This window comes from Frondihabitans sp. 762G35, assembly GCF_002074055.1.
Classification (GTDB): domain Bacteria; phylum Actinomycetota; class Actinomycetes; order Actinomycetales; family Microbacteriaceae; genus Frondihabitans.
Genome location: NZ_CP014619.1, coordinates 204,598 through 228,418 on the forward strand (window position 1 = coordinate 204,598; position 23,821 = coordinate 228,418).

Annotated in this window: 19 protein-coding genes; 13 read left to right on the forward strand and 6 right to left on the reverse strand. The window is 72.2% G+C overall.

Annotation, left to right across the window (positions count from 1 at the left end; genetic code table 11):
- The first annotated feature begins 42 nt into the window (after positions 1-42).
- Positions 43-2,022 carry a glycosyl hydrolase gene (locus AS850_RS01015; RefSeq protein WP_119867441.1) on the forward strand — a complete coding sequence of 660 codons (1,980 nt, stop codon included), beginning with the start codon at positions 43-45 and terminating at the stop codon, positions 2,020-2,022.
- Between the two features lie 28 nt (positions 2,023-2,050).
- Here the strand turns inward: AS850_RS01015 and AS850_RS01020 are convergent, their stop codons facing one another.
- The 3 genes from AS850_RS01020 to AS850_RS01030 form a co-directional block, all read right to left on the reverse strand.
- Positions 2,051-2,713 carry a peroxiredoxin-like family protein gene (locus AS850_RS01020; RefSeq protein WP_119867442.1) on the reverse strand — a complete coding sequence of 221 codons (663 nt, stop codon included), beginning with the start codon at positions 2,711-2,713 and terminating at the stop codon, positions 2,051-2,053.
- Positions 2,714-2,812: 99 nt separating this feature from the next.
- Positions 2,813-3,589, reverse strand: coding sequence for a DNA-formamidopyrimidine glycosylase family protein (locus AS850_RS01025; protein ID WP_119867443.1), 777 nt, complete (start codon positions 3,587-3,589; stop codon positions 2,813-2,815).
- Positions 3,590-4,136: 547 nt separating this feature from the next.
- Positions 4,137-8,900: an Lhr family ATP-dependent helicase gene (locus tag AS850_RS01030; RefSeq protein ID WP_119867444.1), complete on the reverse strand. Its 4,764-nt coding sequence runs from the start codon at positions 8,898-8,900 to the stop codon at positions 4,137-4,139.
- A 54-nt stretch (positions 8,901-8,954) separates the two neighbouring features.
- Between AS850_RS01030 and AS850_RS01035 the strand changes: the two genes are divergently transcribed.
- The 3 genes from AS850_RS01035 to AS850_RS01045 all read left to right on the forward strand — a co-directional run bounded on the left by AS850_RS01035 (position 8,955) and on the right by AS850_RS01045 (position 11,613).
- Entirely contained in the window at positions 8,955-9,599 is a 645-nt protein-coding gene (locus tag AS850_RS01035; RefSeq protein ID WP_119867445.1) for an FMN-dependent NADH-azoreductase, read from the forward strand.
- 80 nt (positions 9,600-9,679) lie between these two features.
- Complete coding sequence (locus tag AS850_RS01040) at positions 9,680-10,663, forward strand: aldo/keto reductase (protein WP_119867446.1); 984 nt, start codon at positions 9,680-9,682, stop codon at positions 10,661-10,663.
- Between the two features lie 56 nt (positions 10,664-10,719).
- The gene (locus AS850_RS01045) at positions 10,720-11,613 is read left to right on the forward strand and encodes an SDR family oxidoreductase (RefSeq protein WP_119867447.1); all 894 of its coding nucleotides are present in this window, start codon (positions 10,720-10,722) and stop codon (positions 11,611-11,613) included.
- Positions 11,614-11,628: 15 nt separating this feature from the next.
- On the opposite strand, the gene AS850_RS01050 is transcribed toward AS850_RS01045, so the two are convergent.
- Positions 11,629-12,303: a FadR/GntR family transcriptional regulator gene (locus AS850_RS01050; RefSeq protein ID WP_164088351.1), complete on the reverse strand. Its 675-nt coding sequence runs from the start codon at positions 12,301-12,303 to the stop codon at positions 11,629-11,631.
- 244 nt (positions 12,304-12,547) lie between these two features.
- Here AS850_RS01050 and AS850_RS01055 point away from each other — a divergent pair, with 244 nt between their 5' ends.
- From AS850_RS01055 to AS850_RS01065, 3 genes are all read left to right on the forward strand, one after another.
- On the forward strand, positions 12,548-13,975 hold the full coding sequence (locus tag AS850_RS01055; RefSeq protein WP_119870062.1) for a GntP family permease: 1,428 nt from the start codon (positions 12,548-12,550) through the stop codon (positions 13,973-13,975).
- A gap of 25 nt (positions 13,976-14,000) precedes the next feature.
- Positions 14,001-14,483 (forward strand): gluconokinase, encoded by a 483-nt coding sequence (locus tag AS850_RS01060; RefSeq protein WP_119870063.1) that lies wholly within the window; start codon positions 14,001-14,003, stop codon positions 14,481-14,483.
- A 123-nt stretch (positions 14,484-14,606) separates the two neighbouring features.
- On the forward strand, positions 14,607-15,830 hold the full coding sequence (locus AS850_RS01065; protein ID WP_164088352.1) for an MFS transporter: 1,224 nt from the start codon (positions 14,607-14,609) through the stop codon (positions 15,828-15,830).
- Positions 15,831-16,339: 509 nt separating this feature from the next.
- Here the strand turns inward: AS850_RS01065 and AS850_RS01070 are convergent.
- Together AS850_RS01070 and AS850_RS01075 are read right to left on the reverse strand one after the other, a co-directional pair.
- Positions 16,340-16,996, reverse strand: a complete 657-nt coding sequence (locus AS850_RS01070) for an SIMPL domain-containing protein (RefSeq protein ID WP_119867450.1) — start codon at positions 16,994-16,996, stop codon at positions 16,340-16,342.
- A 109-nt stretch (positions 16,997-17,105) separates the two neighbouring features.
- Entirely contained in the window at positions 17,106-17,741 is a 636-nt protein-coding gene (locus AS850_RS01075) for an alpha/beta hydrolase (protein WP_236940790.1), read from the reverse strand.
- An 82-nt stretch (positions 17,742-17,823) separates the two neighbouring features.
- Between AS850_RS01075 and AS850_RS01080 the strand changes: the two genes are divergently transcribed.
- From AS850_RS01080 to AS850_RS01105, 6 genes are all read left to right on the forward strand, one after another.
- Entirely contained in the window at positions 17,824-18,366 is a 543-nt protein-coding gene (locus AS850_RS01080) for an NUDIX hydrolase family protein (protein ID WP_119867451.1), read from the forward strand.
- An 88-nt stretch (positions 18,367-18,454) separates the two neighbouring features.
- Entirely contained in the window at positions 18,455-19,486 is a 1,032-nt protein-coding gene (locus tag AS850_RS01085) for a LacI family DNA-binding transcriptional regulator (RefSeq protein WP_119867452.1), read from the forward strand.
- A 128-nt stretch (positions 19,487-19,614) separates the two neighbouring features.
- Positions 19,615-20,898 carry an extracellular solute-binding protein gene (locus tag AS850_RS01090; RefSeq protein WP_335589178.1) on the forward strand — a complete coding sequence of 428 codons (1,284 nt, stop codon included), beginning with the start codon at positions 19,615-19,617 and terminating at the stop codon, positions 20,896-20,898.
- 2 nt (positions 20,899-20,900) lie between these two features.
- Positions 20,901-21,851 (forward strand): carbohydrate ABC transporter permease, encoded by a 951-nt coding sequence (locus AS850_RS01095; protein WP_119867453.1) that lies wholly within the window; start codon positions 20,901-20,903, stop codon positions 21,849-21,851.
- Complete coding sequence (locus AS850_RS01100; RefSeq protein ID WP_216819826.1) at positions 21,851-22,684, forward strand: carbohydrate ABC transporter permease; 834 nt, start codon at positions 21,851-21,853, stop codon at positions 22,682-22,684. The genes AS850_RS01095 and AS850_RS01100 overlap by 1 nt, the downstream gene beginning before the upstream one ends.
- Positions 22,685-22,753: 69 nt before the next feature.
- Positions 22,754-23,812, forward strand: a complete 1,059-nt coding sequence (locus tag AS850_RS01105) for a glycoside hydrolase family 130 protein (RefSeq protein ID WP_119867454.1) — start codon at positions 22,754-22,756, stop codon at positions 23,810-23,812.
- Positions 23,813-23,821: the final 9 nt, after the last annotated feature.

Below are 23,821 nucleotides of genomic sequence, written 5' to 3' on the forward strand. Positions count from 1 at the left end.
CTGGTGCTGACCGCCTGCACCTCGGAAGGGTCGACCAGCACCGTGAGCCCCACCCAGCCGACCGCCGGGAAGCCAGTCTTCACGACCTCGGAGGTGGCTCCGCTCGTCGCGAAGCTGCCGCAGCGCTCCATCGCGCCCGCCCCGACCATGCGGCTCGCGAACGGCCTCAAGCCGCCGACCAACAAGTGGTTCTCCGGTCTCGTCTTCGGGGCGGCCCCGAGCGCCGTGTTCCCGTTCCCGCTGTCGTTCCAGCAGACCGCCTCCGGATTCTCGGCCGGGCTCCCCGCGGCGACGTCGACGACGAACACGGTGTTCGGCGCCGCGGTCGCCCAGGTGTCCGTCGACCTCGGCGCCACCAGCGCCCTCGTCAGCCGCTACGACACGGTGTCGGTGACGATCGAGTACCGCCGCGGATCCACCGTCCTCGGCCACGTCACGATCGCCGAGGGCTCGCCGCAGGTCTCCTTCTCCGCCGCGACCGCCGGGACCGCCGAGCTCGACTCGGCGATCACGTCCACGGGCACCGGGCGGGGCACCGTCACCGCGGCCGGCCGCACCTGGGGCGTCGTCACGACCCAGGCCGACGTCAGCGGGTCGTCCGTGTCCCTCCGGGCCGGTGGCACGCTCGTGCTCTTCCCCGTCCCGGACGGCGCGAGCGCCGCGCAGACCACCGCCCTGATGTCGTCGGCGGCGCCGCTCGAGCAGGTCTCCACGAGCTACGGCTCGACCTCGTCCGGCCAGCAGACGACCCTCGCCTACCGGTCGACGGGCGGCGGGAAGACGCTGGTCGTCCCGCTGCCGCACCAGGGCGGCTCCGCGGCGACCGCAGGATGCACGGACCTCTCCTACGTCACCCTCTACGGCACCGTCCCCGTGTGCGCCTCCACGAAGATCGTCTTCACGACGCCGACGGTGCCCGCCCGCGCCGCACTCGACCTGTCGACCCTCACCGCGGCCGACCGGGCCGAGGTCGGTAAGCAGCTGACCGCCGACGTCGCGGCGGCACCCCCGTTCGCCGCCGACACGTACTTCGGCGGCAAGACGCTCTACCGGTCGGCGATGCTCCTCTCCCTCGCCCGCGAGCTCGGCGACAAGGCCGCCGTCGCGACCCTCACGTCGCGGCTCACGGCTCAGCTCGACAAGTGGACGGAGCCGGGCGGCTGCACCACGCGCGGCCAGGAGTGCTTCGTCTACGACCCGCGGCTCAAGTCCGTCGTGGGTCTGGCGAACTCCTTCGGGTCGGAGGTCGACAACGACCACCACTTCCACTACGGCTACTTCCTCTACGCGGCCGGCGTCGTCGCGCAGGACTCCCCGAAGCTCGCCGCGCGGTGGGCACCCGTCATGAACCTGCTCGCCGCCGACATCGCCACGCACACGGGCGACGAGTCGAGCAGCGCCTTCCTCGACAACCGCGCCTACGACCCGTACTTCTCGCACAGCTGGGCCTCGGGATACTCCGAGTTCGCCGACGGCAACAACCAGGAGTCCTCGTCGGAGGCCGTGAACGCCTGGGCCGGTCTCGAGCTGTGGGCCGGAGCATCCGGCGATCGCGCCCTCGCCGGCGAAGCCGCGTGGCTCCTCAGCAACGAGACGGCGTCGGCGCTGGCGTACTACGTCAACCCCGACCTGTCGGGGGCGCAGTTCGACGGTTTCTCGCACTCGCTGGTCTCGCTGAACTGGGGGGCGAAGCGCGACTTCGCGACCTGGTTCTCGGCCGCTCCGAGCGCGATCGTGGGGATCCAGCTGATCCCGATGAGCCCGACCTCGAGCTACCTGGCGTCGAAGGCCGGCGGCGGGTCGGCGCACATCGCGGCCCTGTCGAAGACGGCGCTCGCGGAGGGCGCGGACCAGACGCTCGTCGACTACGTGCTCATGTACCAGTCGCTCGCGGGTCCCGACCAGGCGAAGGCCGCGTTGGCCGTCGCCCGGAAGCTACCGGCGAAGGACATCGACAACGGCGACTCGCGCGCCTACCTGCTGGCGTACATCCTGGCGAACGCGGCCGGGGCGTCGAAGTAGCGGCCCGGCGGCTCAGGGGCCCGGCGGCTCAGGACTCCGGCAGCGCCGCGACGATGTCGGACACCTCGGTGCGGGTCGTGTAGTCGACGTGGACGTCGGCGAACGTGACGGCACCCGACCCGTCGACGACGAGGACGGTCGGGAACGGGATGTCGCCCGTCGCGTCCGCGTTGCTGTCCGCCACGTCGAAGCCGAGATCCGTGTGCGCGGCGCGCGCGGCGGCGGCGGGCTCCGTCAGGATGCCCAGCTCGCGCACGAGCCGGTTGCCCGGGTCGGTGAGGACCGTGAAATCCAGCCCGCCGTTCACGACGGCCAGGTCGGAGGCCTCCGGCGTCTGGGGGCTGATCGCCACGAGGCCGAGGCCGCGGTCGCGCAGGATCGGGAGCAGCTGCTCCTGGTAGGTCTTCAGCGTCAGGTTGCAGTAGGGGCACCAGGAGCCGCGGTAGAAGACGACCACGCCGCCCCGCTCGCCGAGGGCGTCCTCGAGCAGGACGCTCTCGCCGCGCGAGTCGAGGAGGGTCGCCTCGGGCAGTCGGTCGCCTGCCGCGACGGCCTTCTCCGGCACACCGGCGGCGACGAGGTCGGCCTGCTCGGTGGCGAAGACGTCGCTCAGGCGCGGCCCGATCTGGGCGGTGAAGCCGCCGTTGAACTCGGCGACCCGGTCGCGGATGGGGGTTGCGGTCTCGGCCACGGTGGTTCCTCTCGAAGGGCGTCGGGGGTGCGGTTGCTCGAGAGTAGATCGCCGCTCCCCGACGGGGCCGGAGACGCGTAACCGGGCGTCACGGAGAGGCTAGGTCTGACACCTCGGGCACCAGTAGGTGTCGCGGAGTTCGAGGTCGGAATCGCCGAGCGTACCGCGCCGGATCTTCGTCCCGCAGCGGAGGCAGGGCTTGCCCGCCCGGCCGTAGACCCAGTCGGTGGCGCCGCGGAGGGTGCCCGTGGTGGTGCGCTCGACGCGGTCCTTGTTCGCCACGATGAGGCGGTGCGCGAGATCGACCATCCTCGGCAGGTCGTCGACCTCGCCGACCGGCCTGGTCGGGAGGACGCCGCGGAGGAAGCAGAGCTCGTTGCGGTACACGTTGCCGAGGCCGGCGAGGAGCCGCTGATCCAGGAGGGCCAGACCCACCGGGCGGGCCGGATCCTGCGCGAGATTCTCGACCGCGAGGCGGGCGTCCCAGTCGGGGCCGAGGAGGTCGGGACCGAGGTAGGCCACGACGGTGTCGTCGTCGTCGCGCGGGACGAGCTCGACCACGCCCAGGTCGAACCCCACCGCGACCCACTCGTCGGTCTCGAGGACCACCCGCGCCTGGTACGCGGGGCGCCGCCACGCGGTGCCGTGGCGGTAGAGGTGCCACGACCCCTCCATCTTGAGGTGCGTGTGCAGGGTGAGGTCGCCGATGTGGTGCAGGAGGTGCTTGCCGCGGCTGATGACGTCCTCGACGACCTCGCCGCGGAGGTCGACCGTGGCGAATGCCGGGACGCGGAAGTCGGAGCGGGTGAGGGTCTGCCCGTGCAGGGCCATGTCGAGGTTCTTCGCGGCGCGGTAGACGGTGTCACCTTCGGGCATCCGTGCAGTGTAGGCGCGGCCGCTGTGCGCGGCTCGCCCGCGCTCCCGCGCGCCCTCGCCCGCGCCCGCGCCCGCGAGACTCCACGACTCGCCACTCACTTTCGGGAAAACGCCCCAATCGTGGAGTCTCGCCCCCGCTTGTGCGGCGGCGCTCCGCACCGGCTCCGGCGAGACTCCACGACTCGCCGTACGCGGGGAAAGGTGAGCAGCGTGTTGTGGAGTCTCGCCCGGCCGGCGGCGCCCGGCGGCCGCCGGCTCCCGTGAGACTCCACGACTCGCCACTCACTTTCGGGAAAACGCCCCAATCGTGGAGTCTCGCCCCCGCTTGTGCGGCGGCGCTCCGCACCGGCTCCGGCGAGACTCCACGACTCGCCGTGCGCGGGGAAAGGTGAGCAGCGTGTTGTGGAGTCTGGCCCGGCTTGTGCGGCAGCGTTCCGTTCCGGCTCCGGCGAGACTCCACGACTCGCCGTGCGCGGGGAAAGGTGAGCAGCGTGTTGTGGAGTCTCGCGGGGCGCGGGCGGGCGAGCGCCCGCACGACGCGCAGGAGCTAAGCCCGCAGCCGCACCCCACCGGGCGTCGGCGCGAAGCCCGCCGCGAGGAGCGCATCGCCCAGAGGCGTGCCGAGCACGAACTCGCCGTCGACGCGCTCGATCGCGAGCCGACCGATCCGCGACCGGACGACTCCTGCGAGCGATCCGGCGACGGCGGCCAGGTCGCGCTCGCTCGGCTCGTCGAACGTGAGCGTCGTCTTGCCGCCGCGCTCGACGTAGACCACGAGTCGCCCGTCGACGAGCACGACGAGCGCCCCCGCCTTGCGGCCCGGCCGGTGGCCGCGCGGGGCGTCCTCGGGCAGGCTCGGCCAGGGCAGCGCGGCACCGTACGGGTTCGCAGGATCGGTCGCCGCAAGGGTCACGACCGGGATCTCCCGACCCCGCCCGGCCCCCTGCAGCACCTCGTCGCCCTCGCGATCGTCGTCGCGCACGAAGGAGCGGAGTCGGTCGACGGTCGCACCCGTGGCGAACTGCGCCGCGCCGAGACCCTCGACGAAGTAGCCGCGGCGGGCGCGGCCGGTCTCCTCGAAGGACGACAGGACCTTGTAGACCGTCGAGAATCCGCCCCGGACGCCCTCGTTGACGACCGCGCCGCGCGTGACGACGCCGTGCCGCTCGAGGAGGAGCTCCGCCTGGGCGGCGGCGCGGACGGTCGCATCGGGTTCGGCGAGAGGCAGGAGCGACCAGCGCCCGCCCACGGTCGGTGGCCCGGACTGCCGCGGAAGAGACGCGCGCGCGCGACCGCGGTACGACGAGCGGGCCCTCGTGGCGGTCGGCCGGGGTCGCGGCGGGCGACCGCTCACCTGTGTCCGCAGGGGGGCGAAGGTGTCGTTGGTGATCTGGCCCTGCCAGACGAGATCCCAGATGGCGGTGACGAGTCCCGAGTCGTCGGTCGAGCCGACGGCGTCCGAGAGCTGGCGGAAGAAGTAGGCGCCCCCGCCGGCGAGGGCGGCGAGCACCTCGCGCTGGAGCTCGGTCGTCTCGTCGCCCGACGGCTCCGCGAGGGTCACCTGGGCGCCGTCGGCGAGGTGGAGGCTGACCCAGCCGTCGTTGCCCGGCAGTGATCCTGCGCCCGACCAGATGATCTCGCCGGTGGCGGTCAGCTCGTCGAGCATCCCCGTCGAGTAGTCGGTGATGCGGGCGGGCAGGATCAGCGACTCCCACGCCGAGGCGGGAAGCGCCACGCCGCTCAGCTGGTCGACGACCTGGACGACCCCGTCGATCCCGCGCAGCCCCGAGCCCTTCGTCCCGGTGGCGACGTGCTGCCACGCGGGCAGGAACCGCCCGAGAATGTCGTGGGACACGGGCTCGACCTCGTGTCGCAGCGCCGCGAGAGAGCGGCTCCGGAGGCGCCGCAGAACCTCGACGTCGCACCACTCGCTGCCCTGGCGGTCGGGCCGGAACTCGCCCTCCACGACTCGCCGCTCGACCGCGAGGCGGCGCAGCGTCTCGAGCACGACGGCCGTCCCGAGCCCGAGCCGCTGCGCCATCTCGATCGGGGAGAACGGGGCGTGGGTGCGCGCGTATCGCCCGACGAGGTCGCCGAGCGGGTCGTCGACCGGTTCGACGAAGGCGGAGGGCACACCGATCGGGAGGTTGACGCCGAGGGCGTCGCGGAGGCGGCTGGCGTCCTCGATCCCGGCCCAGCGCTCGGTGCCGGCGTGCGTGAAGCGCAGGACGCGGTTGGCGCGGGCCAACCCGGTGAGCGCCTCGTCGAGCGACGCGCGCGCGGATTCGGGCGCCGCGGCTCCTGCGGTCGCGTCGACGGCGAGCCACGAGCGCTCGACGATCTCGTCGGTCGTGAGCGGACCGAGGAGCCGCAGCAGGTCGACGACGCCCTCGATGTCGCGCGCGCGGCGGTCGGGTAGGAGTCGCTGCAGCTCGAGCGCGTGCTGCTCGATGACTCCCGGGTCGAGGAGCTCGCGCAGCTCGGCCCGGCCGAGGAGCTCGGCGAGGAGCGTCGGGTCGAGCGACAGGGCGGCGGCGCGGCGTTCGGCGAGGGGGGAATCGCCCTCGTACATGAACGCGGCGACGTAGCCGAACAGGAGCGAGCGCGCGAACGGCGACGGGACCTCGGTCTCGGTCTCGACGATGCGGATGCTGCGGCGGGCGAGCTCGTCGGTGAGGCTCATCAGGGCGGGGAGGTCGTAGACGTCTTGGAGGACCTCGCGGACCGCCTCGAGCACGATCGGGAAGCTGGGGTACTTCCGTGCCACGTCGAGGAGCTGTGAGGCCCGCTGCCGCTGCTGCCAGAGCGGGGAGCGCTTGCCCGGGTTGTAGCGGGGCAGGAGCAGCGCTCTCGCCGCGCACTCCCGGAACCGCGCCGAGAAGAGGGCCGACCCGCCGACCTCCTCGGTGACGATCGCGTCGAGGTCGTCGCGCTCGAAGGTGAAGAGCGCGGCGCCGGGAGGCTCGGCGTCGGTGTCGGGGATCCGCACGACGATGCCGTCGTCGGCCGCCATGGCGGAGCCGTCGACTCCGAGCTGGTCGCGGATGCGCGCGCTCACCGCGAGGGCCCAGGGGGCGTGCACCTGCATTCCGTAGGGGGAGTGCAGGATGAGGCGCCAGTCGCCCAGTTCGTCGCGGAAGCGCTCCACCACGAGAGTGGTGTCGGTGGGGACGTGCCCCGCCACCTCCCGCTGCTCGGTGACGAAGGCGAGGAGGTTACGGGCCGCGCGGTCGTCGAGCCCGCCGGCGAGGACGCGGGTGGTCGCCTCCTCGACGCTCGAGTTGGCGAGCTCGCGGGTGTACGCGCCGATCGCGCGCCCGAGCTCGGCGGGACGGCCGATGCCGTCGCCCTTCCAGAACGGGACCCGGCCCGGCTGGCCGTAGGCGGGGGAGACGAGGACGCGGTCGTGCGTGATGTCCTCGATCCGCCAGCTCGTCGCCCCGAGCGCGAAGACGTCGCCGACGCGGGACTCGTAGACCATCTCCTCGTCGAGTTCGCCGACCCGCGCGGCCTTCTCGCCGACCATGAAGACGCCGAAGAGACCGCGGTCGGGGATCGTGCCCCCGCTGGTCACGGCGAGCCGCTGCGCACCGGGACGGCCGGTGAGGGTGCCGTGCACGCGGTCCCAGACGATCCGGGGACGGAGCTCGGCGAACTCGTCGGACGGGTACTTCCCGCTGAGGAGATCGAGCGTCGCCTCGTAGGCCGATCGCGGCAGGGTGGCGAAGGGCGCGCTCCGGCGGACGAGCTCGAACCACTTGTCGACGTCGACGGAGTCGAGCGCTACCGCGGCGACCGTCTGCTGGGCGAGGACGTCGAGCGGGTTGGCGGGGACGCGGAGCTCCTCGATGAGGCCCGCGACCATCCGCTCGGCCGCGACCGAGGAGTGGATGAGGTCGGCCCGGTGCTTCGGGAAGAAGATGCCCCGGGAGACCTCGCCGACCTGGTGGCCGGCGCGCCCGACCCGCTGCAGGCCGCTGGCGACGGACGGCGGGGACTCCACCTGCACGACCAGGTCGACCGCGCCCATGTCGATGCCCAGCTCGAGCGAGCTCGTGGCGACGACGCACCGGAGTCGGCCGCTCTTGAGGTCGTCCTCGATGAGGGCCCGCTGGTCTTTGCTGACGGAGCCGTGATGAGCACGGGCAAGCAGGGGATCGGTGCCCTGCGTCTGGCCCGAGCTCATCATCTCGGCCGGGGGCCGGCCGACGACGCCGACGGCCCGCCCGGAGGTGTCGTTGCCGCCGGGGCGACGCGTGGCGGCGATGTCGGCGTCGTCACCGCGGTCGGGATCGCCCGCGCGGGCGCCGTCGAACGCCCCCACCGTGACGAGAGCACCCTCCGCCTGGTCGGCCGCTTCGAACGCCTCGGCGTCGGGCCCCGCGGTGCGCTCGGCGTAGATGTCGTTGAGTCGCGCCGTCAGCCGCTCGGCGAGGCGGCGCGAGTTGGCGAAGACGATCGTGGAGCGGTGCTCGAGGATGAGGTCGACGATGCCCTCCTCGACGTGAGGCCAGATGGAGCCCTGCGGCGCCGTGCCCGCGGCCGATCCCTCGAGCGGCGCGGCGGTGCCGAGCTCCGTCATGTCGTCGACGGGCACGACCACGCGCAGGTCGAACGTCTTCTCGGACGGCGGCGCCACGATCTCGACCGGTGCGCGGCCCGCGAGGAAGCGGGCCACCTCCTCCGGCGGCCGGACGGTCGCGGACAGCCCGATGCGCTGCGCCGGCTTCGGCAGGAGCTCGTCGAGCCGCTCGAGAGACAGCGCCAGGTGGGCGCCGCGCTTGGTGGAGGCGACGGCGTGCACCTCGTCGACGATCACCGTCTCGACGCCGCGGAGGGTCTCGCGCGCCTGCGAGGTCAGCATCAGGTAGAGCGACTCGGGCGTGGTGATCAGGATGTCGGGCGGCGTGCGGGCGAGGAGCCGGCGGTCGGCGGACGTGGTGTCGCCGGACCGGACGCCCACGCTGATCTCGGGGGCCGCGGTGCCGAGGCGCCGCGCCGTCTGCGTCACGCCGACGAGCGGAGAGCGGAGGTTGCGCTCCACGTCGACGCCGAGGGCCTTGAGCGGCGAGATGTAGAGGACGCGCGTTCGGTGCAGTTTCTCCTCGGGCGGGGGCGACGACGCGAGCCGATCGATCGACCAGAGGAAGGACGCGAGCGTCTTGCCGGAGCCGGTCGGCGCGATGACGAGCGCGTTCGAGCCCTTCGAGATCGCCTCCCAGGCGCCCTCCTGCGCGTGCGTCGGCCGCGGGAAGGCGCCGCGGAACCACTCGCGGGTGGCGGGGGAGAAGCGGTCGAGGACGTCGGTCATGGTCGCTCCATCCTCCCCCGACCCCCTGTCATTCCGCCCGCTAGCGTGGTGCCCATGCCCACCCTCCTGCAGCTCGACTCCTCCGCCGACCTCGAGACCTCGCGGTCGCGCGCCCTCACCGCCGCTTTCGCCGACGCCTGGCGCGCGCTCTCCGACGAGCACGTCGTCGTCCACCGCGACCTCCACCGCGACGCCCTGCCCCACCTCTCCGACGCCGCGCTCCACTTCCCCGCGGAGCTCCGGCCGGCCGGAGCGCACCCGGACCCCTCGCAGGAGGCCCTGCAGAACGACCTCATCGCCGAGCTCGTGTCGGCGGACGTCCTGCTCGTCGGCGTCCCCCTGTACAACTACTCGCTGCCGTCGACCCTGAAGGCCTGGGTCGACTACATCCACGTCCCCGCCGTGACCGCCCCGTTCGGCGCGATCGCGACGCAGCCGATGGCCGGGAAGCACGCCGTCCTGGTGTCGACCCGCGGGGGCACCTACGACGCCGGGTCGGCGACCGAGTTCGACGACCACGCGATCCCGGCCCTCAAGCTCATCCTCGCCGGAGCCCTCGGCATGGCGGTCGAGACCGTCGTCGCCACGCGCACCCTCACCGAGCGTTTCGGCGGTCCCGACCTCGAGGTGACGAGGCAGCACGCCGAGTTCGAGGCCGCGCAGGATGCCCTGGCCGAGGCCGCCCGCCGCCTCGGCTAGCCCGCCGGGGCGGGGCACGGGTCGCGTCGCACGTCGGGGAGGCCCGGACCCCGGGCATCCTGCGCGCCTAGGCTGAGGGCATGGAACAGCGCACCCTCGGACGGACCGGCAGAGACGTCTCGGTCATCGGACTCGGCACCTGGCAGCTCGGCGGCGACTGGGGTGACGTCTCGGAGAAGGACGCCTTCGCGGTGCTCGACGCCAGCAGCGAGGCGGGGGTCACCTTCTTCGACACGGCCGACGTGTACGGCGGAGGCCGCAGCGAGAAGACGATCGGCGCGTGGCGGCGCAGCAACCCGGAGGCGACGCTCACGGTCGCGACGAAGATGGGGCGGGCGCTCGAGCAGGTCCCGGAGAACTACTCCCGGGCCAACTTCATCGCCTGGGTCGACCAGTCGAGGCGCAACCTCGGCACCGACACGCTCGACCTCGTCCAGCTCCACTGCCCGCCGACCCCGGTCTTCGGCGACGACCGCGTCTACGACGCTCTCGACGAGCTCGTGCAGCGCGAGGCCATCGCCGCCTACGGCGTGAGCGTCGAGGAGGCCGCGCAGGCGCTGACCGCGATCGAGCACCCGAACCTCGCGACGGTGCAGATCATCCTGAACGCGTTCCGCCTGAAGCCCCTCGACGAGGTCCTCCCGGCCGCGCAGGAGGCGGGCGTCGGCATCATCGCCCGCGTCCCGCTGGCGAGCGGGCTCCTGTCGGGCAAGTACACCGTCGAGACGGAGTTCGCGCCGAACGACCACCGCACCTTCAACCGCCACGGCGAGGCCTTCGACCAGGGCGAGACGTTCAGCGGCGTCGACTTCGAGCAGGGCGTGGAGGCGGCCAGGCAGTTCTCCGACCTGGCTCCCGAGGGAGTGTCGACCGCCCAGGCCGCGCTCAAGTGGATCGTCGAGCAGCCCGGTGTCTCGACCGTGATCCCCGGCGCCCGCAACGTCCAGCAGGCCCGCGCCAACGCCGAGGCCGGCGACGTGCCCGATCTGGGCGAGGAGTTCCACGACCGCGCCGAGCGCCTCTACGACCGCTACTTCCGCCGAGCGATCCACTCCCGCTGGTAGCGGGACGGGCGTACCCCGTTCCGCTGCGTCCAGTGCTCCCGGCGTAGACCGGAGGCATGGCAGACACGATGTACACCCCGCAGAACCCGATCGATCAGTACCCCCGCCCGCCGTTCCCCGCGCAGCAGCAGACGGGTCCCGGCGACATCCACGAGATGAACCCCGCGCCCGACCACGGCGAGACCAGCTACGTCGGCGGCGGTCGCCTCGCCGGTCGCCGCGCCCTCGTGACCGGCGCCGACTCGGGCATCGGCCGCGCCGTGGCCATCGCCTTCGCCCGCGAGGGCGCCGACGTCGCGCTCGCCTACCTCCCCGAGGAGCAGAAGCAGGCCGACGAGGTCGCGGAGCTGGTCCGCGAGGCCGGCCGCACCGTCGTCCTCCTCCCCGGCGACCTGCAGGACGAGGCGTACAACGTCGACATGGTCGAGAAGGCCGTCTCGGGCCTCGGCGGCCTCGACGTCGTGGCCATGATCGCCGGCGTCATGCCGACCGTGGACAGCATCGACGACTTCGAGACGGAGACGCTCGACCACGTCCTCAAGGCCAACATCTACCCGCTGTTCTGGACCACGAAGGCCGCGATGAAGCACCTGAAGCCGGGGGCGTCGATCATCACGACGTCCTCCATCCAGGGCTTCCAGCCGTCGCCGTCGCTGGCCGAGTACGCCGTCTCCAAGGCGGGCATCGCCAACTGGACGCGCGCGATGGCGCAGCAGCTCGCCGAGCGCGGCATCCGCGTCAACGGCGTCGCGCCCGGCCCCGTCTGGACGCCGCTCCAGCCCGCGTTCGTCCCGACCGAGAAGATCGAGTCGTTCGGCGAGGAGGCCGCCTACGGCCGTCCCGGTCAGCCCGTCGAGCTCGCCCCGCCGTTCGTCTTCCTGGCCTCGCAGGAGTCCAGCTACGTCAGCGGCGAGACGATCGGCGTGTCCGGCGGGACGCCGATGCACTGACCTCCGGGCATCCTGCTATCGAGGCGGCGCCTCGCTGACGAACTCGGCGAGCGTCGCCTCGATCAGTTCGTACGACCAGCGGTAGGCGGCGTCCGGATCGCGCTCGACGAGGGCGCGGGCCAGCTCGTTGTGGCGGTGCGCCGACGCGGGCGTGTACTCCGTGATCGTGAAGCGCCGCTCTTCCGTGCGCGTCCGGAGCAGCGCGTCGACCGTCGAGGCGAAGTGCGCGACGACGGCGTTGCCGGAGCCCCGGAGGATCGCCGTGTGGAACGCGATGTCCGCCTCGAGATAGGCCCGACCGTCGCCCGCGGCACTCGACGTCACCATCGTCTCGGCCGCCCGCCGCACCGCCTCCGCCCCGGCGGGATCCAGTTTCGTCGCGCTCAGCCTCGCCGCCACCGGCTCCAGGCCGAGCCGCAGCTCGAGGAGCTCGCGCATCTGGACGAAGTACTCCGCGCCGTGCCCGCGCCACGCGATGAGCTGGGGGCTCATGAGGTCCCACTCCTCGCGGGGGCGCACCTGGGTCCCGACGCGCTGCCGGGGCTCGACCATGCCGAGGGACTGCAGGACGCGGAGCGCCTCCCGCAGGACCGACCGGGAGACCGCGAACCGCGCGCTCAGCTCCTCCAGGTTGAGGATCGACCCCATGGCGACCTCGCCCTCGACGATCTGCCGGCCGAGGCGGTTCACGACGCGTCCGTGAAGTCCCCGCTCGAGCGGTCCGTCCGCCTCCAGATCCCTCACCACTTGACCACCTCGTCGACTCGTGCAACACTCCATAAATCTGATTAATCGGATTAATCAGATTTCCACTGGTTCCAGTGTGCCCCACGTCGACGCCCGAGAGGGCGGACCCGCGACGGACGGCGCACGGGCGGAACCGACGACGAGGTGGCAGGGAAGCGTCCTCCCGAGCAGCGAACTGGACGACGACGTGCACTTCTCCCCCTCCACCCCCAGCCTGGCCACCGCGGCGGTCCAGCCGTCCGGCGGTGACGCGCAGCTGATCATCGCCGCCCTCGCGGGCATCGCGGTGATCATCGTGCTGATCACCTGGCTCAAGGTCCATCCGTTCCTCGCCCTGACGATCGGCTCGCTCGGCGTCGGGATCGGGGCGGGCCTCGCCCCGGGCGACGCCGTCACGAGCTTCGGTGCCGGCTTCGGCGCGACGATGACCAGCGTGGGCATCCTGGTCGGTCTCGGTGCCATGTTCGGCAAGCTGCTGGTCGACTCCGGCGGGGCCGACCGCATCGTCGACAACCTCGTCGCGCGCTCCTCGCCCCGGTCGCTGCCCTGGACGATGGCGCTGATCGGCGCCCTCATCGGTCTCCCCATGTTCTTCGAGGTCGGCGTCGTGCTGCTCGTGCCGGTCGTGATCCTCGTCGCCCGACGCACGAAGACCCCGATCATGCGGATCGCGATCCCGGCGCTCGCGGGCCTGTCCGTCATGCACGGCCTCGTGCCGCCCCACCCCGGGCCCCTCGTCGCGGTCACCACCCTCGGCGCGAACCTCGGCCTGACGATCGCCCTCGGCGTCGCCCTGGCCATCCCCACGGTCATCATCGCCGGCCCGCTCTTCGGCAGGATCGCCGCCAGGTGGGTCCCGATCCCGGCACCGGCGCTCTTCGACGCTCCCCGGGACGACTCCTCCCAGGCCCTGACCGGATCCGCGGCCGTGGCGGCCCCCGGCAGGCGCCCGTCGTTCGCCGTCGCCGTCGCCGGGGTGCTGCTGCCGGTGGCGCTGATGCTCCTGCGCGCCGTCTGGGACGCCGTCGAGCCCGAGGCCACCGGCGGGATCAAGGGGTTCTTCGACTTCCTGGGCACCCCGATGATCGCCCTCGGCATCGCCGTGGTCTACGGCATGGTCTTCTTCGCCCGGAGCGCCGGGATGAGCCGCGACGACGTCCAGTCGTCGGTGTCGAGCGCGCTCCCCGCGATCGCGGGCATCCTGCTGATCGTCGGCGCCGGTGGAGGTTTCAAGCAGGTGCTGATCGACACCGGCATCGGGACCCTCATCGCGAACGCGATCTCCGACAGCGGCGTGTCCGTGATCCTGGTGGCGTGGTTCGTGGCAGCCCTGGTGCGTGTCGCGACGGGGTCGGCGACGGTCGCGACCGTGACGGCGGCCGGGATCCTGGCGCCCGTCACCGCCCATCTCGCGAGCGGCGAGGTCTCCCTCGTGGTGCTCGCCATCGGGGCGGGATCCCTGTTCCTCTCGCACGTGAACGACGCCGGTTTCTGGCTGATCAAGGAGTACCTGGGTCTCTCGGTGGGCCAGACTCTGAAGTCGTGGACAGTGATGGAATGCCTCATCTCCGTGGTCGGACTCGCCGGTGCGCTCCTGCTCGGGCTGGTGATCTGACGTGACCCCGCTCGTGCTGGTGGTGATGGGCGTGTCCGGATCGGGCAAGTCGACCGTTGCGGGCCTCCTCGCCGGACGACTGGGCTGGGACTTCGAGGAGGGAGACAGCCTGCACCCGGCGTCGAACGTGGCCAAGATGGAGCGGGGCGTCCCCCTCGACGACGACGATCGACGGCCGTGGCTCCTGACCGTCGCCTCGTGGATCGACGAGCACCTCGACCGCGGCGACTCCGGCGTGATCACCTGCTCGGCCCTCAAGCGCAGCTACCGCGACCTGCTCCGCCGCGACGACGTCGTCTTCGTGCACCTCGCGGGCCCCGACGAGCTGATCGGGGACCGCATGTCCAAGCGCTCCGGCCACTTCATGCCGCCGTCGCTCCTGGCGTCGCAGCTCGCCACGCTGGAGCCGCCGGCCGCCGACGAGCGGCACCTCACGATCGACGCGGGGCGGTCGCCGGAGGCGGAGGTCGACGAGGTCGTCGAGCGGCTGGGGCTCGCGCGGGACTGACGCCGGGCGCCCGTCGGGGTCGTCCGTGCGCGTCGGGGGCTGCCCTTCGCGGCCCGCGAGCGTCGGGGGCCTGCCCTAGAGTTCAGAGGGCGCCCCGCAGGCGCCATCGACCGAGGGAGGCCCGTGACGACGCAGTCCACCGCCGGGCCGCGCGGCTACACGGCCCTGCTCCGGCCCGCCGACCACCGGGTCCTCGTCACCGCCGGGCTGCTCGCGCGCGTGCCGCTCGCCATCGTCGGCTTCAGCGTGCTCTTCTTCGTGCAGGCCACCACGGGCTCGTTCGCGAGCGCAGGAGTCGCCTCCGGGGTCGTCATCGCGGCCAACGCCGCCAGTGCGCCGCTCTACGGGCGGCTGGCCGACCGCCGCGGCCAGCGGGCGCTGCTCCTGACCGCCGCGATCGGGCACCCGGTGGCGATCGCCGCGCTGATCGTGGTCGGGACGACGGGTGGCGGACTCCTCGCCGTCTGCGGCTGCGTGCTGGCCGTCGGGGCGACCATCGTGCCCGTCGGCGCGTTCCTGCGGGCGCGCTGGACGAGCATCCTGCCGTCGGACGACCAGCTGCACGTCGCGTACTCGCTCGAAGCCATCTCCGACGAGCTCGTCTGGGTCTTCGGTCCCGCCGTCGCGGCCCTCGTGGCCGGGACGATCAGCCCCTCCGCGGGGCTCGTGCTCTCGGGCGTCGTCGGCACGGTCGGCTGCCTCTGGCTGCGCGCCGGCCGCGACGCACCGCTCGCCGCGGCACCCGCCGAGGGGGAGCGCCGCCACGTCTTCGCGCCCTGGCGCTCGCGCCGCGTCGTCGCCCTTCTCGTGTCGGGCGCGTTCGTCGGCTTCGTCTTCGGGGTCAACGACGTCACGGTCGTCGCCTGGGCGACCGACGCCGGGGTGCCGCAGATCGCGGGCCTCGTGCTGACCGCCTACTCGATCGGGAGCGTCACCGGAGGGTTCCTGATGGGGACGATCCCGGCGCGGATCCCGCCCTACCGGCTGCTGATCGGGGCCTCCGCTCTGCTCGGGATCTTCTGGTCGGTGCTCGCGCTGGCGCCCGACGTGGCGTGGCTCTTCCCGCTCGGACTCTTCGCCGGGGCGACGATCACGCCGTTCACGATCTCGACCAACCGGGTGCTCCAGGCCGAGGTCGCGCCCTCGGTGCTGACCGAGGGGCTGGCGTGGGTCAGCGCGTTCGTCGTGGGGAGCATGGCCGTCGGGTCGCTCGTCGGCGGCGTCGTCAACGACGGGTCGGCGGTGCTGTCGGGCTTCCAGGTGGTGGCGCTGGCGGCGCCGCTGCCGTTCGTGGTGGTCGGGCTCGTGGCGGTTCTGCCGCGCGCGCGGGCGCGGCGCGTCGCGTAGCGCGCGTCGCTTCGCGCGGGGCGCGGGGTGACGTCTCGCCGAGACTCCACGACTCGCCGCTCATGTTCGGCGGGGTGCGGCGTGTTGTGGAGTCTTGCGGGGTGGGTGTGCCGGGGTGGCTGGGGCGCGGGCATCCTGCGGGCGTGAGACTCCACGTTTTACGTCTTGTCGCGAAAGTGAGTGGCGTGTTGTGGAGTCTCGCGCGGGGCGCGGGGTGACGCTGCGCCGAGACTCCACGACTTGCCGCTCATGTTCGGCGGGGTGCGGCGTGTTGTGGAGTCTCGCGGGGTGGGTGCGCCGGGGTGCTGGGGGCCGGGCATCCTGCGGGGGTGAGACTCCACGTTTTACGTGTTTTCGCGAAAGTGAGTGGCGTGTTGTGGAGTCTTGCGGGGGGCGCGGGGCGACGTCTCGCCGAGACTCCACGACTTGCCGCTCATGTTCGGTTGGGTGCGGCGTGTTGTGGAGTCTCGGGGGCGGCGGCGGCGGGGGCGGGGCAGAGCGCCCGCGCGCTAGGCGCGGAAGTCCGCGCTGATCGACGCGCGCACCTCGATGGGGCGCGGCCGCAGCTCGAAGACGGTCCCGTCGAAGGCCGCGGCCTTGAGTGCGACGGCGTCCCGCGCGAAGCCCCCGCCCCCGCCGCCGCCGACGCCGGGGCGCAGGCCGTCCTCGAAGACGGCCTCCAGCGTGGGGAGGGGGAGGCCGAGGGCGGCCGCGTAGTCCTTCGACTTCGTCAGGGCATCCTGCACGGCCGCTATCCGCACCTCGCGCTCGAGCCGCGCGGACACCTCGGGCGTGAGCCCCCAGTCGAGCCCGGCGATCTCGATGCCCTCGCGCGTCGACAGCGAGCCGACCCACTCCGCGAGGCGCTCGAAGTCGGCGAAGACGGCGTCGATCCCGGCCCGCGCCCGGAACCGCTCCGGCGCGACCTCCCCGCTCGGGGTGTACTCCCGCAGGATGCCCGTGCTCACGCTCTCCGCACTCCACTCGGTCACGGCTCCCGCCGCCTCGTGCGCCCGGACCTCCGTGATCGCCGCCGCGTGCGCCGACGCCGCCGCCCGACCCGCGTCGGCCCGATCGGTGGACGTGACCGCCACCGTCACGCGCAGCGTCGCGCGCTCGGCGGGGTGACTGGTCGTCGCGTTTCCCGCGACCGCGAATGTCGTCATGGACGCGAGCCTAGCGAGCGAGCCCCCGACCGGCACCGCGGTAGGAGCGGCACCCGCGCACGCCGGTACCCGCGCGCGCCGGTACCCGCGCACGCGACACGGCGTCGCCCTAAGCCGGGTGCACCTTCGCCAGGAACGCGTTCACGTCGTCGAGCTCCTCCTGCGCGATGCCGTGGGTGAGCCCCGGGTAGACGGTCAGCTCGGCGTCGGTGTGCTCGGTGAGCCAGGCCCCCGTGCGCTCGACCGCGTCGGCGGGGATGACGGTGTCGGCGTCGCCGCGGCCGTAGAGGACCGGAGGCCGGACCGCCGCGACTCCGGCGTCGACCCCATCGGGGGCGCCGGGCACGACGAAGCCGGCGAGCACGACGGCGAAGGCGAAGCCGGCCGGGCGCTTCCGCAGCAGCTGCAGGGAGAGCGAGCCGCCCTGCGAGAAGCCGAGCAGGCCGACGGTCGGATGCTCGTCGCCCAGCCCGTCGACGAACCGGAGGACCGCGTCGGCGGCCTCGTCGACCGGGGCGTAGGCGGGCGACCCCGGCTGCGACAGCGGGTACCACGACCAGCCGCCCCCATGAGTCAGCGGGGCCCGCAGGGAGGCGTAGACGAACGCGGGCGAGAGGTGCGGGAGGAGGCCCGTCGGGTCGCCCTCGTGCGACCCGACCCCGTGCAGGAGCAGGACGAGCGGGCGCCCCCGGCGCTCGGACTCGGGGTGGGACCAGCGGACGGCCTCGGCATCGATCTCGATCACACCCCGAGCCTAGGGCCGACCGCCGACGCCCGTCGCGAGTGTCCGTCACACGATCGTCATGCGCGGCGGGTAAGAATGGGGCATGAGTTCCGTCCAGACCCCCGATCCCAACTCCGGCTGGCTCTCCGAGGAGGAGCTCTTCCAGATCCGCCAGCGGCTGCCGATCCTCTACGTGGAGGCCGTGCCGGTCCGCACCGACGGCCAGGGCGTCGTCACGGAGGTCGGCGTGCTCCTGCGGGCCGACAGCGAGGGCTCGATGACCAGGATGCTCGTCTCCGGCCGCGTCATGTACGGCGAGTCGCTCCGCACCGCCCTGTTCCGCCACCTCGAGAAGGACCTCGGGCCGATGGCGTTCCCGCAGCTCCCACCCTCGCCGGTGCCGTTCTCGGTGGCGGAGTACTTCCCCTTCCCGGGCGCCTCGGTCTACACGGACGAGCGACAGCACGCCGTCTCGCTCGCCTACGTCGTGCCCGTGACGGGCACCTGCGAACCGCGCCAGGACGCCCTCGAGATCACCTGGATGAGCCCCCTCGTCGCCGCGAGCCCGGAGGTCGCGTCCGAGATGGAGGGCGGTCGCGGCGCCCTCCTCCGCACGGCGCTCGCCTCCGTCGGGGCGCTCACCTAGGCCCTCCGCGAAGCGGGTCGCAGGAGCCCGGGCGACTAAGGTTCTCGCGGACGGCCGAGCCGCGCGCCGCCCGGGAAGGACGGTTCGCATGGCCCGCCGAGTGACGATCGTCGATGTCGCGGCGAAGGCCGGCGTCGCGATCAGCTCGGTGTCGAGCGCGCTGAACAACCGGCCCGGTGTCTCCGAGGAGACCCGCCGACGCATCGTCGAGGCGGCCACCGAGCTCGGTTTCGTCCCGTCGCTCCGGGGCCGGAGCCTGTCCGCCAAGCGCGCGTTCACGGTCGGCCTCGTCGTCCACCGTGATCCGTCGGTGCTGGAGTCCGACCCGTTCTTCGGCAGTTTCATCGGGGGCATCGAGACGGTGCTCGACCCGCGCGGCTACGCCCTCATCCTGCAGATGGGGTCGGAGCCGGGGGAGACCCTCGAGCGGTACCGGAGCCTCGCCGCCAATCGCCGGGTCGACGGGGTGTTCCTGTCGGAGCTCGGCGTCGACGACCCCCGGGTCCCGCTCGTGCAGGAGCTCGGCCTCGCCGCCGTCGGCGTCAACGCCGAACCCGACTTCCCCCTCCCGGCCGTGCGTCAGGGGCACCTCGCGGGCATCCGGCAGCTCGTCGACCACCTCGTGGCCCTCGGTCACACCCGGTTCGCGCACGTCACCGGCCCGGAGGGCTTCATCCACGCCGGACAGCGTCGGCGGGCGTGGACCGAGGCGCTCCGCGACGCGGGGCTGCCGACCGGCGAGGTCGTCCCGGGGGACTTCACGTACGAGGGCGGGATCGCGGCGGCCACGCGGCTCCTGCAGGGTCGGGAGCCCGCCGACCGACCGACCGCCGTCCTCTGCGCCAACGACCTCTCGGCGATCGGATTCCTCGCCCGGGCGGGGGAGCTCGGGCTGCACGCCCCGACCGACCTGTCGGTCGCCGGTTTCGACGGCATCGAGCTCGGCACCTACGTCCGCCCGACGCTGACGACGGTCGCGACGAACCCGCGGCTCCTCGGGGCCGAGGCGGCGCGGCTCCTGCTGGAGGTCGTCGACGGCGCCGACGCGCGGGACGTCGAGGTCGACGCGGCGCACCTCGTCGTCCGCTCCTCGACGGGCACGGCGCCGGCCCGCGACTGACCCCCGGGGCGACCTCCCGGCGGCCCACGCGCCGCGAGCACCCCCTGGCGGCCCTGTCGGCATCCACGCCCGTGTGCTACGGTCGGAACTACCGAAACGTTTCGGTATCCGTTGACAAGGGAGACACCGTGCAAAGACGCACCCAGATCCTCGGCGCTGCGCTCATCGCAGCCGGGATGATCGGCATCACCGCCTGCTCCGGGGGAGCCGGTGCAGGCAGCACCACGGCCAAGGGCCCCATCACCGTCTGGTACTCGAACAACGAGCAGGAGGTGGCCTGGGGCAAGCAGATGGTCGCCGCCTGGAACGCGGCCCACCCCGACGAGAAGGTCACCGGCCAGGAGATCCCCGCGGGCAAGACCAGCGAGGAGGTCATCGGCGCCTCGATCACGGCCGGCAACTCGCCGTGCCTCGTCTACAACACGGCTCCCTCGGCGGTCGGGCAGTGGGTCAAGCAGGGCGGCATGGTCGACCTGTCGAAGTTCTCCGGCGGTGCCGGCTACATCGAGTCCCGCAGCGGCGCCCAGGCCGACCAGTACAAGGACGCCGACGGCGGGTACTACCAGCTGCCCTGGAAGTCCAACCCGGTGATGATCTTCTACAACAAGGACCTCTTCAAGAAGGCCGGCCTCGACCCCGAGAACCCGAAGCTGTCGACCTACGCCGACTTCCTGGCCACGTCGAAGACGCTCGTCGACAAGGGTGTCGCACCCAATGCGATCCTGCCCGCCCCCACCAGCGAGTTCTTCCAGATGTCGTTCGACTTCTACCCGCTCTACGCGGCGGAGTCCGGCGGCAAGCAGCTCGTCGTCGACGGAAAGTCCACCTTCGACGACCAGGCCGGGCTCGACGCCGCGACGTTCTGGCGCACCCTCTACCAGGACAAGCTCGCCGGGCAGGAGAAGTACCAGGGCGACGCCTTCGCCGACGGCAAGGCCGCGATGGCCATCGTCGGCCCGTGGGCCGTGTCGGTCTACAAGAAGGTCAACTGGGGCTCCGTGCCGGTGCCCACCAAGGAGGGCATCCCGGCGAACAAGACCTACACGTTCTCCGACGCCAAGAACGTGGGCATGTTCTCCGCGTGCAAGAACCAGGGCACCGCGTGGGACGTCCTCAAGTTCTCCACCAGCCAGGCGCAGGACCAGAAGTTCCTCGAGATGACCGGACAGATGCCGATGCGCACCGACCTCTCGACGACCTACGCCGACTACTTCGCGAAGAACCCGTCGTACAAGCTCTTCGGCGACCAGGCGAGCCGCACCGTCGAGGTCCCGTCCGGAGCCAACACGGTCGCCGAGATGCAGGCCTTCCGCGACGCGTGGTCGAGTTCCGTCATCTTCGGCAAGGGTGACGTGAAGTCGTCTCTGTCGGACGCCGCGAAGAAGATCGACACGCTCGCGGCTCAGAAGTAGCCGTGTCCTCCTCCCTCGACACGTCGCGCGCGGACGGCCTCGCGGCCGCTCCGCGCGCGGCAGGGCCGAAGCGACCCTTCCGCCTCCTGGGGCGAAACCCGCTCGGTCTGCTGTTCAGCGCGCCGTACCTCGTCTTCGTCCTGGCCGTGTTCGCGTACCCGCTCGGCTACGCCGTCTACATCGCCTTCCACGACTACTTCTTCACCGCGCCCGGTGCCGTCGTGAGCCGTCCGTTCGTCGGCCTGCAGAACTTCGTCACCGCCTTCACCGACCCGGACGTGATCCGGTCCTTCGGCAACGTGGGGATCTTCCTGGTCATCAACGTCCCGCTCACGGTCGTCCTCAGCCTCGTGCTGGCGAGCGCCCTCAACCGGGTCGTGCACCTGCGGGCCTTCTACCGCGTGGCCTACTACATCCCCTACCTCACGGCGAGCGTCGCGATCGTCGCGGTGTGGCTCTTCCTCTTCAACGGGTCGGGCCTCGTCAACCAACTGCTCGGCCCGCTGGCGCCCAGCCCGTCGTGGCTCATCAACTCGCAGTGGGCCATGCCGTCGATCGCCCTGTTCGTGACCTGGAAGCAGATGGGGTTCTACATCCTGCTCTACCTGGCCGCGCTCCAGAACGTGCCCGACGAGCTCTACGAGGCGGCGTCCACGGACGGGGCCGGCGCCGTCCGGAAGTTCTTCAGCGTGACCGTGCCCGGGGTCCGGCCCGCGACGGTCCTCGTGCTGCTCGTGTCGACGGTCACCGGCGCCAACCTCTTCACGGAGCCGTACCTCCTGACCAACGGCGGCGGCCCGGACGGGGCGTCCACCTCGCCCGTGCTCCTGATGTACCAGAAGGGCATCGAGCAGGGGCATCCCGACGAAGCGTCCGCCATCGGTGTCGTGCTCGTGGTCGTCGTGCTCGTGATCGCCCTGCTCCAGAACCGATTCGCCGGAGGCCGAGACTGATGTCCAGATTCCAAGCGACGCTGCGGAGCGCCGTGCTCGCCCTCGGCGCGCTCGTGTTCCTCTTCCCGTTCTATTACATGATCATCGGCTCGCTGCAGACGAAGCAGGACGCCAGCCTGGGCGGGGCGTTCCCCAACCCCGCGAACCTCACCGGTGCGAACTACACGGCGATCAACGACCGGATCAACCTCTTCTCGGGGCTGCTCAACTCCGGCATCTTCACCGCCGGCGTCCTGGTGTGCACGCTCGTGTTCGGGGTCCTGGTCGGCTACGCGCTGGCGATCCTCCAGTGGCGGGGCCGCGGCGTGACGTTCGCCCTGGCGCTGCTCGTGCAGGTCGTGCCGTTCCAGCTGCTGATCATCCCCCTCTACGTCCTCATCGCCCGCAACTACGGCCTCAGCGACAACTACGTGGGCATGATCCTGCCGTTCGCCATCAACTCGACGGCGGTGATCATCTTCCGGCAGTACTTCCTGCAGCTGCCGAAGGAGCTCTTCGAGGCGGCCCGGATCGACGGCGCCGGCGAGTTCAAGCTCCTCTGGCGGATCGCGCTCCCGCTGGTGCGCCCGGCCCTCGTGACGGCGGCGCTGCTGACCTTCATCGGTCCCTGGAACGAGTTCCTCTGGCCGTTCCTCATCACGAAGCAGGCGTCGATGCAGCCCCTCGCCGTGTCGCTCGCCAACTACATCAGCAACGTCGCGGCGACGGCCTCCAACCCGTTCGGAGCGACGCTCGCAGGAGCCGTGGTCCTGGCCGCTCCGGTCGTCCTGCTGTTCATCGTCTTCCAGCGCTACTTCATCTCGACGGACGTCGGCTCCAGCGTCAAGGGCTGAGCCGCCGCCACCCATCCGCGTCCGGTGCTCCCGCCGCGCCACCGTCCCCCACACGATCCGGAGATCTCCATGACCGCATCCTTCCCCTACCGTCTCACCCGCGTCGGCGTCGTCATGACGCCCGAGGACGGCAACGCCCTGGAGGCCGAGGGCGTCCTCAACCCCGCTTCCGGTCGCGGCCCCGACGGCGAGCTCTACCTGCTGCCCCGCCTCGTGGCCTCGGGCAACGTGTCGCGCGTCGGCCTGGCGAAGGTCGTCGTCGAGGCGGGCGTGCCCGTCGCCGTCGAGCGCCAGGGCGTCGTGCTCGAGCCCGATCGCGGCTGGGAGCGCGGCGCGACCCACGCCGGCGTCGAGGACCCCCGGGTCACGCGGCTCGACGACCTCGGGCTCCACGTCATGACCTATGTCGCGTACGGGCCGCTCGGGCCGCGGACCGCCGTCGCCGTCTCCGACGACCTCCGCGAGTGGCGTCGCCTCGGCCCCGTCACGTTCGACTACGACGACGCCCTCGACATGGATCTCGGCCTGTTCCACAACAAGGACACCGTCTTCTTCCCCACCCCCGTCACGGCCCCCGACGGCGTGCTCAGCTACGCCGTGATCCACCGCCCGATGTGGGACATCGGCGAGACGGCCCCGGGTGAGGGCGTCCGCGTCCCGGCCGGCGTCACCGACACCCGCCAGAGCATCTGGATCAGCTACGTCTCGGTCGAGAGCGTCGCCCGCGACGTCCGGAACCTCGCCCGCTGGGGCCAGCACCGCTTCGTGGCGGGGCCGGAGTTCCCCTTCGAGGAGCTCAAGATCGGGGGCGGACCGGCGCCGCTGCGCGTGCCGGAGGGATGGCTCCTGCTGCACCACGGCGTCACCGGCACCATCGACAGCGCGTTCGCGCAGCAGAAGAACGTCCGGTACGCCGCCGGGGGCATGATCCTCGACGCCGACGACCCGACGATCGTGCTGGCCCGCTCCGAAGAGCCCCTCCTCGCGCCCGACACGGCCGACGAGCGGGGCGGCATCGTCCCGAACGTCGTCTTCCCGACGGCCATCGAGGAGATCGACGGCGACCGCTTCGTCTTCTACGGCATGGCCGACTCGAAGATCGGCGTCGCCCGCCTCGAGCGCGTCTGAGGCACGACC